The organism is Candidatus Eisenbacteria bacterium (assembly GCA_018831195.1).
Lineage (GTDB): Bacteria > Eisenbacteria > RBG-16-71-46 > CAIMUX01 > JAHJDP01 > JAHJDP01.
This window is the reverse complement of the sequence record JAHJDP010000023.1, coordinates 263,610-279,648: the sequence shown is the minus strand read 5'-3', so window position 1 is coordinate 279,648 and position 16,039 is coordinate 263,610. Positions and strand designations below refer to the sequence as shown.

Below are 16,039 nucleotides of genomic sequence, written 5' to 3'. Positions count from 1 at the left end.
GGGATCAGGCGGCATTCAGGAGTTTTGTAATGATTCGTGTCTTAATTGTAGATGATTCTGCAACGGTGCAAAAAATGCTCTCCGCCGAGTTGTCCAAATTCAGCGATATCGAGGTCGTTGGGAGCGCTATTGATCCTTATACGGCGCGAGACAAGATTCTCCGACTCAGACCGGATGTTTTAACATTAGATATCGAAATGCCGCGAATGGATGGCTTGTCGTTTCTAACTAAACTCATGAAGCACTACCCCATGCCGGTTGTTGTTGTCAGTTCGTTAACCCTGGAAGACAGTGAGGGGGCTCTCCGTGCCCTATCATTGGGAGCGCTTGATGTTGTCCCGAAGCCGGGATCCCAGTATTCGGTGCCGGAGGTTGAGAGAAAACTCATAAGAGCGATACGAACCGCCGCTGTCTCGAAAGTGATACATCAGCCTAAGGCGCAGCCTGAAGAGAATATTTCAAGGGTATCTCAACCGGTTTCCCCGAACATGGCAAAGAAGATCATTGCCATCGGCGCATCCACTGGAGGAACAATAGCCATTGAGCGGATATTGAAGGACTTCCCAATGAATTCACCCGGCGCCGTTATTGTGCAGCATATGCCGGCGAATTTCACAGGTTCTTTTGCCCGCCGTTTGAATGAGATGTGTCAAGTTGAAGTCCGGGAAGCTGAAGGCGGCGAGAACATCATCCCTGGTGTGGTTTTCATCGCCCCGGGAGGCCGGCATATGCTTTTAGAGAAACATGGTGCCGTATTCAGAACGCGTCTTAAAGATGGACCGCCTGTGCACTATCAACGGCCGGCGGTGGATATTCTCTTTCACTCGGTCGCTATGCATGCGGGGCGAAACGCCGTGGGCGTGCTTCTGACCGGGATGGGATCGGATGGGGCAAAGGGTCTGCTGGCCATGAGGCAAAATGGGGCGCATACAATTGTTCAGGATGAGATGACAAGCGTTGTCTTTGGTATGCCGAGGGAGGCGATAAAGGTCAAAGCGGCTTTGGAGATTGAGCCTTTGGGTTCGATCGCGGGCGCCATCTATAAATCGTTGAAGAGCAAGAGGGCGGCCTGAGACGAAGGTCACCTATAGTGAGCCAGACTGGAATTGTTGGCCGCCCTGCAATTCAGATGTAAAGGGAGAGAGTCCATGGATCGAGATGGGAAGATAGAAGAGAAGTCGATTCCAGAAGCGGCTGGGATTAAGAATCTTTGGGGAAAGTATCTCACCTTTTACCTTGACAATGAAGAGTATGGAATCGAAATACTCAAAGTTCAAGAGATTATCGGCAAGATAGAAACCACAAGAGTGCCACAGACTCCAAGATACATCAAAGGTGTTGCCAATCTAAGGGGCAGGATCATTCCGGTCATAGATTTGCGGTTGATGTTTGATTTAGGGGAAGTGAGGCAGTCCGCTGAAACTTGCACCATAGTGGTTCAAGCATCCGGAATAGTAGCAGGTATCATCGTTGACAGGGTTTCAGAGGTATTGAATATCCCCGCCGAAAATACCGAACAGACCCCCGCGTTTGGCGCCGGTGTAAATACCGATTATATTCGCGGGATCGGAAAATCTGGAAGCGGCGTCATTCTGTTTTTGGACATCGACCGGATTTGTGACATTACCGAAGCTCTGGAAACGTTGAAGGATGCATCGTGAGAGATAACCCGAAACATCTGAATCGTTTCTCATTTTAGGAACTGCTAGATGAATAACCAACTTGAAAACCTGGAACTCAACGAGTTGCAGTTCAAGCGAATCAGCCGGATCCTCAATCAGGCAAGCGGGATTCATCTTCGTTTGGGAAAGGAGGAACTGGTACGATCCCGCTTGTTGAAAAGGCTTCGATTTTTGGGGTTGGCCTGTTTTGATGAATATGTTGACTACATAGAAAGAGAAACATCGGGAACGGAAATGATTCTAATGATTGACGCCTTGACGACCAACAAGACATCATTCTTCCGTGAGTGTAAGCATTTTGATTTTCTGAGTAAATATGTGCTGCCAGAGAAATTGACCGAAGGAAGTAAAATCAGGATTTGGAGCGCAGGGTGTTCATCCGGCGAAGAACCCTATTCCCTTGCTGTACTTCTAATGGAATCAATTCCAAATATTGAAAACTTGGATGTGAAGATATTAGCCACTGATATTTGTACGGAAATGCTAACCAGCGCTCGAGAGGGCTGTTTTGGGAAGCAGCAGTTGGAAGAGACTCCGCCGGATCTCTTGAAGAAGTATTTCACAAAAAAGGGAAACTCCGAGAAGGTTGTATTTCAGGTTCGCGATGAAGCGCGGGCTCTTGTGCATTTTGCGAAACTGAATTTAATGGATTGTTGGCCGATGAAAGGATGCTTCGATATTATCTTTTGCCGGAATGTCATGATCTATTTCAGTAGACTCACTCGGGAGATGCTTGTTGAGCGATTGAGTTCAAAGTTAAACAGAAATGGATATCTTTTCATTGGGCACTCGGAGAGCCTGGCCAGCAAAAGGACGGATCTGCGATATGTTCGACCGTCGGTTTATGTAAAGCCTTGAGAAAACGAGGAAATCATGATTGACAATTTAAAAGCTGAACTCTATGAAGCCGCCGCCATGACCTTTCAGGAAATGGGATTCGTGTTCTTGACAGAAGAACTTGAAGCTGAACAAATCAAAGCCGTTTTTGAAGCCGGCGTTTCGCTGGAGTTTCTGGGACCATTCAATGGGGGGCTCATTGTCAGGGTTTACGGCAGTATGCTTCCCAATATAGCCGCCAATATGATGGGTATTGAAGGGAATCCGACAGTTCAGTTTCAACACGATGCCCTTGGCGAAATTGCAAATGTTATTTGTGGCAATGTCCTGCCCCGAATCGGGGGCGCCAACGAAATTTTCCACATCTCTGCTCCCGATGCCGCAAGAGAGTATGAAAAGCTCCTTCAGAGATTCCCTGGCGAACCTGCGGCACAGGTGACGCTGGGGTTTGAAGGGGGCAGGGCAGAAATTTCGATCTATCTCACCGATGAAAGGGCGGCATAAAGGGAACCAGAAGTCTCATCTGAGAAAGAAAAGTGTTTATCAACGAGAAAGGGGGTTGACAAATTCAGCCGAATACCGTACAAATGTTCGCATGGGAAGCCAAGAATCTAAGATATCCGGCCGGTCCGAGACTCTCCTGGAAGCAACTGATTTCCAACAAGTTAGCTTGCCCCTTCCAACCAACCGGCAACAGACTAAGAGGCGCTCTAAAAAAAGCCCTGAATTACTGAGAGCAAGCGGGCTTTCTCGGCCGACCCCAGGTCGCCATAAAGAAAAGACCAGCGGCCGGTCTCTTGATCCGATTTTCGAAACCGCCAGGGCCTGTTATCGACCCCTATTCTCACAAACGATTCTCAATAAATGCGCGAGCCCGAACCTCCCTTTTCGCTACTCCATTAATCCTTACCGAGGTTGTGGATTCGGGTGCCCTTATTGCTTTGCCCGCTTTACTCACGAACTTATGGATCACCATCAGGTTGATGATTTTCACCGTAAAATTTATATAAAGGTTGATGCCGGGTCGGTTCTTCGCCAGGATCTGAAGCCCAACCGATTAATAGGGAACCCGGTTGCCATCGGAACAGCAACGGACCCATATCAGCCAGCAGAGCGGCGATTCGGCGTCACGCACCGGGTTCTCGAAATTCTACGGGGCGAACCTGGTTTGGATCTTTCAGTGACAACGAGAAGTCCATTGATTCTCAGGGACTTGGAGCTACTTCACGACATCTCCCGTCACAGACCCCTCGTGATCAACATCAGTCTTATCACACTCAATGCGCAGCTTTGCCACCTCGTGGAGCCCTGGGCGCCGCGACCCCGGCGCCGTCTCGATGTCATCCGACAGCTTTCCGCGGCCGGCCTTAGAGTCGATCTCTTCGTAATGCCGGTTCTCCCGGGTTTGACCGATTCCCGCGACGAACTGTTGGCCCTCTTAAAGGCCGCTCGCAAAGCAGGAGCGATGGATGCCCACCTGGATCTCCTGAGGCTTCGGGGGCCGGCCCGGCGCTCTTTTGATCCTATACTGCGTAAGCATTTCCCACATCTGATGCCCCAGTATGAGCGATTCTATGGAAATAACCCCGATGCGCCGCTCCCATACCGGGAGAGGATCATGACCCTCTTCAAGGCGCTCAAAATCCAGGCCGGGTACCCATCAAGGGATCCAAGAAACACCTGTAATCCCTTACCGGGAGACCAGTTGGAGCTCGAATTTCAATTGGTGACTCCATCCGACTCCAAGGCGTCGGCGCTTTAATCCGGCGAAAGATCGCTTAAACTTGTGGCGATATAGATAGTGTGACCGTATGTCCTCTACCTGTGTTTCTTTACAGCGCCCGTTATGAGGAGCGATCGATGGAAGAGCCAAGGATTGAAGGAGAGGCTCAGAAGAATCTCCACAATCCCATCCGACAAAATCAGGATCTTGGCAGTGTGGTGGAGAATCTGCGGGTTATGATTCAAGCCCTCGATGCGGATGGGAATATTCTGGCCTGGAATACTGAATGTGTAAGCGTGACAGGCTACAATTCCGAAGAAATGATCAACAATCCAAAATCAATGGAGCGACTCTATCCCGTCAAGGAATATCGTGAAAGAAAGCTAAATGAATGGCGGGAATGCCGGGGGGATTGCCGCGATTTCGAATGGACTCTGACATGCAAGAATGGCGCGACGCGTACTATTCTTTGGTCGAGTTTCGCCCAGTTCGACCCGTCAGGCCATTGGATAGCATGGTGTACTGGAACTGATATCACGGAAACAAATGAAGCTGAAGCCCACGCGCTGATATTGAAGAAGGATATGGAGATCCCGCCGGCACCAGAGACCGGGATCCCGGAGCTCAGGGGGCGGCAAGGAACCAATTGGCCAACACAAGCGCTGAAAGAGGCAAACCTGGGTTGGTGGGATTGGAATCCACAGACCGGAGATGTCATTCTGGAAGATGGGATGGCCCCGGCGTCTATAGATTCAAATTCTGAATCGATGGGCCGAGTCACGACCTGGAACGAAGTCTTGCATCCAAATGATTTTTCAAGATTTCTAAAAAAGATCAACTCGTATCTCGAGAGGCGCACACCGCTGTTTGAAATGGAGCATCGGGTTCAATTTTCTCCGGCAGAGACCCGGTGGTGGCTGACGCGAAGCGGCGCTATACAATCTGATGCCGATGGGATGCCCGTAAGGGTTGTGGGAATACATTGGGATATCACCGAACGAAAACTCCGTGAAGAAGTACTGCTTCAAGCAAAGATTGATACTGACAAAGACAATGAGGAACTCGAGAAGGCGGTTGGCAACGCGAACAGGCTGGCGACTGAAGCCGAATATGCAGAAATTGCAAAAGTTGAATTCTTGTCAAAAATCGGTAGAGAGATCCATTATCCGGTGGACACAATAATCGGAATGTCTGGATTCCTGCTGGATGCCGAATTAACCCCGGTTCAAAATAAATATGTTGAGGCTATACGCAGCAGTGGGGACAATCTTCAAAGAATTATTCATGATATCCTGGATTTCTCAAAAAAGGATGTGCATCGGTTGGATCTGGATATCATTGATTTCGATCTTTGTGCGACATTGGAGAGCATGAACGGAATAATCAGCTTTAAGGCGCACGAAAAGTGTGTTGGATACAATTATACGATATTTCCCGAAGTGCCTTCGCTTGTGCAGGGTGATCCGGGGCGGTTGCGGCAGATCCTAATTAACCTGATTGACTATGTGATGAGCTATACCAGTGAGGGAGATGTTGATGTTTATGTAACCCTTATGGAAGAGAGCGAGGATATTGCGAATATCCGATTTTCCATTGTCAGTAACGGCATCCCTCCTCAAAACACCAGCTGCTTAAACAAAATACTGGAGCCCAGCTCACAGGAAGTTAATGTAATGCAAGCCCTGGAGTCGCAGGTCGAGATTCCCAAAAGACTGATAAAAATGATGGGCGGAACCCTGGGTCTTGAGAAAACGGAATTGGGGGAAAGGGGTGTCTGGTTCACAGCAGTGTTAGCAAAACAGGCTGCCGATTGCACGTGTGATTCCATTAGCGAAGATCTCAGAGGGAAAAGGATTCTGGTCGTTGACGGCAATGATCTGAATCGCAGAATCATCATCTCGTTGCTGAATGCCTGGAAATATCGTTTTGAAGAGGCCCGAGATGGTGTCACGGCCCTTCATGAATTGAAAACCGCGGCTGAGGCAGGCAAACCCTTTCATGCGGTCATTGTCGATAAGATCATTCCCGGGATTGACGGTGAAACACTGGGTCAAAAGATCAAAGAAACTGCAGCCTTGAAAGATACGGCGCTGATTCTGATGACATCATTTGGACGGCGGGGAGACGCGTCGCATTTTGAGAACAAGGGCTTTGCGGCATATTTAACAAAACCGATTCGCCAATCACAATTATATGATTGTTTGGCGATCGTCTTGAACCGGCAAGCCGGCCATGGCCTTTGCGGTCGAAAGATCGCCACCCGGCATTCGATTGCCGAGGTGAGACGCAGGACGACCAGGATTCTAATCTCAGAAGATGAACCTGCGGCAGCTCATTCGGTATCGACAACTCTCATGGTGATGGGTTACAAAACAAAATCGGTGGTCGATGGCGGCCAGGTGATCGAAGAACTGAGATCAACGGCATATGATTTAGTCATCATCGATGTTGATTCTCTAGAATATGATGGTTTCTCCGTTTCCCGGGATATAAGAAATACATCATATGGGGTTATCAATCACCAAATACCGATTGTCGCCGTTACCATGCGTTCAAGGCAGGAAATTCGGTCAAAGTGTATTCAAGCCGGGATGAATGGATATTTATTGAAACCGGTGAAACAACAAGCCCTGTCGGAAATTATAGAGAAGTGGTATCAGCATGTGGCCGATGACAATTCGGATTCGATCATCGAGGCCGCCTGATATCACAAGCGATGTTTCCAGTCCGGCATTTTCCCTGAAAAGAGTCCCACCTTTGTGAAATCGCCTCATCTGGCCGGGTGCGCGGGAGCCGGTAAAGGGAAATCGCTCCGGTCGCAAGAACGGAGCGATCAGAAAGAATCGAATGTAGAAAGGTGCGCTAGATAGATGTCAATGAGAAAATGTCCTTCATTTTGGTCATCATTGTGAGTGTCTCGAAGATAACTCTTTCATATATTTTTGTTGAGACCCCCAATCGCTTGGAGACATCGTCCGAGATTCTGTACCTCAGGCCATCTTGTCCAATCCCTATACCCGACATGATGGCGATCCCGTCGGCGCAGTGAACGATATCCAAAGATATGGATGGCTCAGGGGCTTCTTCCGGATCGTGATGCCAGCGAACGACATCGACAATGATTTGAGGGAAGCTCCACTCATGCAATAGGGCCGCTCCTACCTCCGCATGATCAGTGCCCAGGATTTGTTGCTCGGCTTTGTTAAAATCGAGGCCCTGTTCGCGGGAGAGCCTCATGATTGGACCCGATCCGATTTCAACAAAAGTACCCATGACGATCTTTCCCACATCATGCAATATGGCCGATGTAAAGGTCGCGAATGGCATTTGGATACCGAGCGCCCCGGAAAGTTTTTCCGACGCGATGGCCGTCGCTACGCTGTGCTCCCAAAGAGCACAGGACTCAAGGGAGTAACCCTTTATCGATTGGCGCACGATGGGACCGACAACCGACGCCACAACGAGGTCGCGCACCCTGCGGATCCCCAGACGAATGCAGGCTTCCCGCACTGATGTTATATCTCTCTGAAATCCAAAGTAGGGAGAGTTGACCAGCCGTAAGAGATTCGAGGTCAGACCCGGATCGAATTCAAGGCAGGGAATCACCTTCGGCAAATCGACATCGGGATCCATCAAGATATCGAGAGCCTTGGAGGCCGCGGGAGGGATCGCCGCAATATACTGCACGGAGGATAGGATCTTTTCCCGGATTTCTTTGGTTCTCCTGTCTGCTCCTAAAGATTCCCCTCTGCCGCGGGTTTGCTCCGGCGGGAAATCATCATTTGGCATCCTGGCGTGAGAGTCGTGCAATGTCTTGTCTCCCATGTGGTTGGGCCTGTTGACGCGGGGAATTCACCTCATTCCGGCCCGGAATCCGGGCTCTCCAGTAAACATCGACAAGGTTTTAGGACCGCTTTAGCGGGGACGTTGGTGAGATTAGAGAGGGGAAAGCTCGGTTCGAATCGGAGCTCCCCAAGCCCGCAAGCGCTCATCTTTCGTCCAGATGAGGATTTGCCGCTCTTGTGACAGCCGGGATAGGGCGTCCCCGGCCCGTGTCAAACGCTCGAAATCAAAATTGACAAAAGGATCATCCATGAGAATCGGCAGGATGATATCCCCTCCGATTTTTTGAGCCAATGCCAGCCGCACCGACCAAGTCAACTGATCGCCGGCGCCTTGGCTCAACTGCGCCGATGAGCAGGGCTGATCATTTTCGAGGATTTCAAGTTCCAGTTTTGGGGAAAGATCGATCCGGCGCCCGTCCTTTTGTGTAATCAGGAAAAAAAGACGGGAAATTTCCTGCGCCAGGGCCGGACCGAAACTCCGGCGGAGCTCTTCAACGGCATCTGACATCAGACGCCAGGCTTCCAGGATCGTATCCCGCCGCTGCTCCAGGTGTTCGAGTTCGCCGCGGGTTTCACGAATCTCCAATTCCGCTTGGGCCAGATGCACCGATCCCTCTGGTTTCAGGCTTCGCAAAGAAATCCGGACATCGTCAAATTCGGACTCTAATGCTTTTGCATGGGTCTCCAGCTCTATTAATTGATCCATTAATCCCTGACGATAGGAATCTCTCTGTTGCGCGTCTTCGAGTTCTTCAAATACCCGGAGAGCATCGCTGTCTTTCACAAGATCCCGCATGGCTCTATGGTGAAAATCCCATTGTTCAACTAATCTATCCCGGTTTTTTTTAAGTGACTCGGGGTCATCGTTGTTCCCCTCTTGGATGGCCAATGCTTGATCACGAAGCTGCTCAGCTCTCCGGATCTGTGCATGGAGTTCCTGTGCATCATTCAGCTGCTGCTGCAGTCGCTCAGGGTCTCCTCCCGCCAATTCCAAATAGGGAGCGAGTTTCATCCGCCACGATTCCCATTCGAGCTTCACCAGATTGAGGTCATTTTTGAGATTGTCGATGCTGTTTCCCAATTCTTTTTTCCGAGCCAGTAGGCGGCGTTGCCTCTCTTCCGCCTGACGAACGGCGCGCAATCGGGGCTCGATCGCCTTAATATCAACATCGAGCGCCCAGGGGCGGCAGGAGGCATTCAAATCGACGAGCTCCTTTTCTAAAAACGATAGGCCGCCTGGGGTCTTATCTCCTTTGATACGGGTTTGCTTGTCATCAAGATCCGCGATTTCCCTATGGAGCGCGGCTTGCTCCGCCGCTTCATCCATCCATCGCCGCCAATTTTCCTCTTCCTGTTGGGAAAGCCAGTAAAGGAGATCACTGCCATTTTTAAACTCTATATTTCCCACAGATCGGGCGAGAAGCGCCAAGTCAGGGAATGGAGCGGGAAGTTCCTCAGGAGTTTTTGTCTGGCCTGCAGATCCAGGTTCTTCCTCCTTTGAGAGCGGGCCGAAGAGATCGATTTCCGCCTGACGACAGATCAATTCGGCCGTTAGGTATTCCTGTTGGGCCGCCCGCCACTCGATGAAGTCTTTTGAAAGCGCCGTTAAACCGCCGCCGTCGATTGAAGGGAGCGAAAGCGACTTCATCAATGGTTCGAACCTGGATTTGAATTCAGAGATCTTTGTTTCAATCTCTCCTTTGCGCTTTTGTGTGCCGCTCAAAGCCGTTGTCAAAGCTTCAATCAATGATTGCTGCGATGTCGGCAGGCGCCACAAAATGGTAGTGATAGCAAAGGCCACCATAAGACCGAGCCCCACGGCGACCAACGGCGGAACAAGATTAGTAAACCAGATCAACCATCCGACAATGACTCCAGCCCCTGACCCGCCGACACCTTCCAGAATCCGCCGGCGCACTTCCATGCGCTTGGCGGATGACCTTATCCGCCCGGCCCGGCGCTGCTCGATCTCTTCCTGCGCCAGGACAGCTTGGCTCTCTTGCGCCAGGCGTTCCCATGTCGCCACCGCGGAAAGAATTTCGTCGGGTTCCGGTATCTGTGGTTGTGTGAAGATCTGCCGGCGGTCGAGTTGCGATTTCAGTCTTTCTTGATTGGCGAGCTTTTCCTGCCAGCGGATCCATCTTTCCTTCAATGTTTCGGATTCCCGATGAATCCCCTCCAGAAACGAAGGAAGATGTTTGGGGATGGTGTTCCATTTGTGAAAGAGCTCTAGCTTCCGCTTGAGCTCGATCGAGCGGGCCGCAAGTGAGTTCAATTCCTTGCCGATCAAGCCGGTCTGTGTTCTGACGACGGATCGTCTTTGCAGGGCGGACCAGAAATCATCGGGACGTCCGGCCAGGTCCGGTTCCTCACTCAGCTCGCGCCCGACATCCTCAATCTCCACCAGGATAGCGGCCAGTTCCTCTCCAGGTCGCTTCAACTCCGCCTCCGCTTCCTGGAGCTTCCTCTGGGCCGCAAGTGCCCGCGAGAAATCATTCTTCAGTTCGGGAGGTATAACCGCCAAATGAGGGAAGCGATCCTCAAGCTCCCTTTGTAACTCCCGGCGCTTCACTTCGTTCTCTTCGTAACTCTGCAAGGCCCGCGTCAGTTGATCCCTTCGTTCACGGAGGTGCGAAAGTTCCTTGCTGTTCTCTCTATAGCTCTCGATCTTTGCGAGGATGACCTGAGTTTCACCCTGTCGTTCCCTATTGCGGCCGACGGATTCTCTCAGTTTCTGGCTCTTCTGTTCCAGGTCCTTGAGCTGTGCGAAACACTCTTCGCCTTCCGCCCGGGCCGATTCCAATTCTCTCAAGCGGGCGTGAAGCGTGTCCAATCGTCCATCGGTTCTCTGATCCGTCGGACGCTTGCCCGGTTCATGGATCCCCGTCTCACCGGTCTTCCGGCTTATTTCTTTGAACCATTGAAAGAGCAGAGCGAGAACACGATCCCCCGCCGCTTCTCCTGTTCCTGTTATGAGTCTCTGAACCTCATGCGGAATTTGACGTTCGTCGGGCAATGGTTGCTGCAGACAAAAGATACTCTGAAAAAGAGTCTCATCGGTTACAGCAATCAAATCTCCCAGAATCTCCCTATACCTGCGGATCCCAAGAGTTCGGCCCATGGGATTGGCTTCGCCCTCGAAGAGAAGCGGCGGTCCGTTCCCCCGGCAGATGATCCGGGTCTGATGTGTTTGGAAATCCCTTTGAATGCGATAGGGATTACCGTCGATTTCCAGTTCAAGGGTTCCCGAAAATGTGGAGGAAGGTGCCCAGGATTGAAATCGTACCGTTCCGAATTTTTCGCCGTCATTTGTATGGGGCAGGCCGAAGAGAACAGCTTGAATACCATGGAGGACGGTGGACTTTCCCATTTCATTAGGCCTGGTATCGATCGCCAATCCCCGCGGGAATGAAAAGAGAGTGGAGCGGTTATATACACCAAACCCCTCGAGCCTCAAAGATGTAAAGGTAACCCTCTTCATCGGGTCACATTTCCTTCTTGAGTCGCCACATGCAAAGCCCTCAGAGCCACCGCGGCGGCCTCCGTCAAGAACCTCCGCTCCTCCTCATGCGCGGCCGCGCCGATTTTTTCCATCGCCGTTCGAACGACGGCGCCTCTCAATGTTTCTTCGTTCTTCCAGCGGGTCCAATCACCCAGATCCCATGCCGGATCCTCAACCCGGATCTCGAGGGCAAGAAACCGAGGCGCCAGGCGGGCTTGAATCCGCTCGATATCGAGAACGAATCCAGCATGACCTTGGAGACGGATGCGCAACGCCATGGAACTGAAGTCGACCTCTCCCTTAAAATCCGTCAACCGGGGATACTTTTCGGCCTGAAGATTGTGGCCCGCCCATTCTAAAATCCGCCGTTCCAGGGCTGATTCATCCTGAACCTCGTGAAGAGAAATGATCCCATTCCTTATTATGTGCCGGTTGATCGGCCTGCGTTCTAATACCGGTGGGCGGGATGAGGGATCGACGAGCAGCAGGCCGGCGCCGCCGGGATCATGGTAGGACTTCCCTTCGATCGCTCCCGCGTAGGCTGCGGCGGCCCCCGCCGTAGTCCATTCAAGGGGGCCGTTATGGATGTGTCCCAAGGCAACGTAGGAGAATCCCTTTTGAGACAGGTCATCGAATCGAACTTTGAGGGCGCGATCGCCCTCTGCGATGAAGCCGCCCAATCGATCGGTCAGTGTGGCGTGGACCGCAGCAATGTGAAAGACATCCTTTCCGCTTACGGGTGGGAAAACCGGGGAATCGGGAGATTCGCTTTGGATGTAGGCCATGGAATGAACGGCAACAACCACCTTGTCCCACTCAAGAACCATGACTTCATGGGGACGGGGGTGGGTGACCAGCCGGCCGGGCCAGCGATCGGCATGAGTCCGGTAGACGCCGTCGGTATAAGTCAGCTCATCGTGATTCCCCGGGATTGTTATAACCTGAATTCCGGCCGCCACAAGCCGGGAGAGTTCCCGGATCACTGATTCCACCAACCCGGGTGCGGGGTGGGGTGATTCAAAAAGATCGCCGACGATCAGAAGAAGCCCCACTTCATCGCGGGCCTCCTCGAGAACCCATGAGACAATGCGGGTTAGCAGGGTATCCCGTTGCTGCTGATGCAATCCGGCGCCGTCGCCAAGGGTGTGCGGCTTATATCCCAGGTGTAAATCGGCGAGATGAAGGATTTTTCTGCCCATGCTTCTCTCCACACAATGCTTGCTCGAGTCCCTTCTGGGAGAGTCTACTCCATGGTGGGTGATTTGTCCTCTCCTTGTCTCGCCGACCGGTCACGCGGTCGAAAAAGCCCCTTGTGGCCTCCTGCGGGCGGGTTTGCTATAGTCCCGCTGGAGGCTCAATTTTTTTGGCATAGAAGGAGATTCAACATGGTGGTAAAGCGCTGGAAAGAGGCCTATGACGCTAAGATTACGACCGCCCGGGCGGCGATGAAATATGTCAGACCGGGGCAGCGGATTTTTATCGGTACAGGTTGCGGGGAGCCGCAATCGCTGGTCCGGGCCTTGGCCGCGGCGGCGGGCGATATCCCCGATACTGAGATTCTGCATACACTGACATTGGGTGTGGCGCCCCATACGGATGTGGAATACAGCGATATTTTTCGCCACAATGCCTTCTTCGTTGGGCCCAACACCCGGGAAGCGGTGAATGAGGGACGGGCCGATTACACACCCATTTTCCTTTCGCTTCTTCCAAAGCTGTTCAAATCGGGGGCGGTTCCGATCGATGTGGCGCTGATTCAGGTTACCCCGCCGGATGAACACGGCTACTGCAGTCTCGGTGTCTCGGTGGATATTGTAAAAGCCGCCGCCCAAGTCGCTGATATCGTGGTCGCCGAGGTCAACAAGCAGACACCACGGGTCCTTGGGGACAGCTTTATCCACGTCGACAAAATCCACCATTTTGTGGAGAATGATGAGCCCCTTTTAGAGATCGATTACTCAAAGCCAAGCGATATATCGCTTCGTATCGGTCATTACATCGCTGATCTGATTGATGATGGATCGACAATCCAGGTTGGAATCGGAGAGATACCCAACGCCGTGTTGGCTTGTCTGGAAAACAAGAAGGATCTTGGCGTCCACACCGAAATGTTCAGCGATGGGATTCTCGATCTCTTTGAAAAAGGGGCGATTACCAATCGCCGAAAAAGCCTTCATCCCGGGAAAATTATAGCTTCGTTTTGCATGGGAACAAAAAGGCTGTACAATTTCATTCACAACAACCCTATCATCGAATTTCATCCAAGTGATTATGTGAATGATCCCTTTGTGATAGCCCAGCACGACAATATGGTCGCGGTCAACAGCGCCTTGGAGATTGATCTGGGGGGGCAGGTTTGCGCCGACTCACTTGGATATTACTTCTACAGCGGTCTAGGCGGGCAAACCGATTTTATGCGCGGTACGGCGCGTTCGTTGAGGGGAAAGCCGATCATCGCGATAGCCTCGACGACAGACGATGGCGAACATTCCCGTATCGTTCCGCATCTCAGCGAGGGCGCCGGCGTGGTGACGACCCGCGGCGACGTGCATTATATTGTGACGGAATATGGCGTGGCTTATCTTCATGGCAAAACCATACGGGAAAGAGCAATATCTCTCATAAATATCGCCCATCCGAAATTCCGCGATGAATTGTTGGCGCATGCCAAGCGGATCAAATATGTCTATCAGGATCAGATGTCGTTGAATGTCGCGGCGAGGTATCCCCAAGAGCTTGAAAAGACAAAGAGAATCGGAAAAGAGGAATTTCTATTCCGTCCCATCAGGCCGACTGATGAAAAATTGGTCAGAGCCTTTTTCTATGCCGCCTCAAAGAAGACCAAGTATTTCCGGTTCCACGGAGAGTTACAGACTTTCCGCCACCGCGATGCGCAGACCTACTGTAATGTTGATTACGAGAGCAATTATGTCATTGCAGTTGTCAGGAAGGAAGAAGACCATGAGCATATCATCGCCATGGGGCAATATGAAGTTAATCCCGCGACGAATATGGGCGAGTGCGCTTTTATGGTCTCCGATGAGTTTCAAGGAAAGGGAATTGGAACCCTGCTTTTAAAGAGACTCATCGAACATGCAAAATCAAAAGGTGTTGCGGGCTTCGTGGCGGAAGTGTTGGCGACGAACCAGGCCATGCTGCACGTTTTCCACAAATCAGGATACACGATTCACAGCTCCATCGATGAGGGTGTTTATCATGTCTCCTTCACGTTCCATGAGGGACTGGAACGCGCGGAAAGGACTGAGATTCAATCATGATCTCACAATATCCTACCGCATTTATTCATTCTGACCGATTTGAGCAATGGCAGTTGGGACAGGACCATCCATTCAAGCCCCAAAGATCCAAGTTGGTATACGATCTGTTAATGAAATATAGATGGCTCAGTGAATCCTGGATGCGTGTAGAGCAGCCGGCGTTATTGACCCCTGAAACTATGGCTCTCTTTCATGATGCGGAGTATATTGCCCACCTTCAGAAGGCGAATGATGGCGTCTTCGAGCCGAAGATGATCGAATTCAATTTGGGCACGGCGGAGAATCCGATCATAAATGGGCTCTTTGATTATGCAGCATTGTCCGCCGGCGCCAGTTATCGCGGGATGGAATTATTGCTCAATGGAGAGGTAGAGACCGTCTTCAGCCCCTCGGGTGGAATGCATCACGCGGCGCGTAGGCACGCCGATGGATTCTGTTATATCAACGACTGCGGGATTGTCATTGAGAGGTTAATGGCTGAGGGAAAGAGGGTCGTTTACATTGATATCGACGCGCACCACGGGAACGGAATTCAAGATGCTTTTTATAGGGAACCCCGGGTTCTGAAAATTTCCATCCACGAGAGCGGCGAAACGCTTTATCCATGGGGAGGGTATGATAAGGAAATCGGCGGGGGTAAAGGCCGCGGATATAATGTTAACGTACCGCTGCCTCCCGAAACCGATGACGTTTTATACATAAAGACTTTTGATGCAATTGTCCCGCCATTGGTCCGGGCATTTGATCCCGATATCGTCGTCTCCGTCATCGGCATTGATACAGTGGCGGCGGATCCGTTGACCCATCTCAGCCTTACAAACAACGGTTTTCTCGATGCCGTAACGCGTATTCGTGATTTTGGCAAACCCCTGCTGGCTCTCGGCGGGGGTGGTTACAATATGGATAGTCTGGCCCGTTCCTGGGCGCTGGCCTGGGCGGTTCTTAATCATATTGAGCCGCAGGATGACTATGCCGGAGCTGTTGCCGGGATTTTTCTCGGACAACAGGAACTTGAGGGCGCCAACCTTCGCGATATGCGCCAATTTACATCAGGACCCAAGAAGACGGAAAACGAAGACAAGGTCGGACGCGTCATTGAATTCCTCCGTGAGAATATCTTTCCTGTACATGGGATAGCCTGACGGGAAGACTCCCGCCGCGATCTGTGTTAT

General features: G+C 51.4%; 11 protein-coding genes. 8 read left to right on the top strand and 3 right to left on the bottom strand.

What is annotated here, in order from left to right; genetic code table 11:
• Positions 1-29 precede the first annotated feature (29 nt).
• From KJ970_04630 to KJ970_04605, 6 genes are all read left to right on the top strand, one after another.
• Entirely contained in the window at positions 30-1,073 is a 1,044-nt protein-coding gene (locus KJ970_04630; protein ID MBU2690192.1) for a chemotaxis response regulator protein-glutamate methylesterase, read from the top strand.
• Positions 1,074-1,148: 75 nt separating this feature from the next.
• On the top strand, positions 1,149-1,661 hold the full coding sequence (locus KJ970_04625; GenBank protein ID MBU2690191.1) for a chemotaxis protein CheW: 513 nt from the start codon (positions 1,149-1,151) through the stop codon (positions 1,659-1,661).
• A gap of 48 nt (positions 1,662-1,709) precedes the next feature.
• Complete coding sequence (locus KJ970_04620) at positions 1,710-2,540, top strand: protein-glutamate O-methyltransferase (GenBank protein ID MBU2690190.1); 831 nt, start codon at positions 1,710-1,712, stop codon at positions 2,538-2,540.
• A 15-nt stretch (positions 2,541-2,555) separates the two neighbouring features.
• Positions 2,556-3,023: a chemotaxis protein CheX gene (locus tag KJ970_04615; GenBank protein ID MBU2690189.1), complete on the top strand. Its 468-nt coding sequence runs from the start codon at positions 2,556-2,558 to the stop codon at positions 3,021-3,023.
• A 91-nt stretch (positions 3,024-3,114) separates the two neighbouring features.
• Entirely contained in the window at positions 3,115-4,281 is a 1,167-nt protein-coding gene (locus KJ970_04610; GenBank protein ID MBU2690188.1) for a radical SAM protein, read from the top strand.
• A gap of 98 nt (positions 4,282-4,379) precedes the next feature.
• Positions 4,380-6,947 carry a response regulator gene (locus KJ970_04605; GenBank protein MBU2690187.1) on the top strand — a complete coding sequence of 856 codons (2,568 nt, stop codon included), beginning with the start codon at positions 4,380-4,382 and terminating at the stop codon, positions 6,945-6,947.
• A gap of 157 nt (positions 6,948-7,104) precedes the next feature.
• Here KJ970_04605 and KJ970_04600 read toward each other — a convergent pair whose 3' ends face one another.
• The 3 genes from KJ970_04600 to KJ970_04590 form a co-directional block, all read right to left on the bottom strand.
• Positions 7,105-8,067, bottom strand: coding sequence for an HDOD domain-containing protein (locus KJ970_04600; protein ID MBU2690186.1), 963 nt, complete (start codon positions 8,065-8,067; stop codon positions 7,105-7,107).
• A 111-nt stretch (positions 8,068-8,178) separates the two neighbouring features.
• Positions 8,179-11,568, bottom strand: a complete 3,390-nt coding sequence (locus tag KJ970_04595; GenBank protein MBU2690185.1) for an AAA family ATPase — start codon at positions 11,566-11,568, stop codon at positions 8,179-8,181.
• A complete protein-coding gene (locus tag KJ970_04590) occupies positions 11,565-12,788 on the bottom strand; it encodes a DNA repair exonuclease (protein MBU2690184.1) in 1,224 nt (407 codons plus the stop codon). The genes KJ970_04595 and KJ970_04590 overlap by 4 nt, the downstream gene beginning before the upstream one ends.
• 186 nt (positions 12,789-12,974) lie before the next feature.
• Between KJ970_04590 and KJ970_04585 the strand changes: the two genes are divergently transcribed.
• The gene (locus KJ970_04585) at positions 12,975-14,867 is read left to right on the top strand and encodes a GNAT family N-acetyltransferase (protein MBU2690183.1); all 1,893 of its coding nucleotides are present in this window, start codon (positions 12,975-12,977) and stop codon (positions 14,865-14,867) included.
• Between the two features lie 92 nt (positions 14,868-14,959).
• Positions 14,960-16,009, top strand: coding sequence for a hypothetical protein (locus KJ970_04580; protein MBU2690182.1), 1,050 nt, complete (start codon positions 14,960-14,962; stop codon positions 16,007-16,009).
• Positions 16,010-16,039 lie beyond the last annotated feature (30 nt).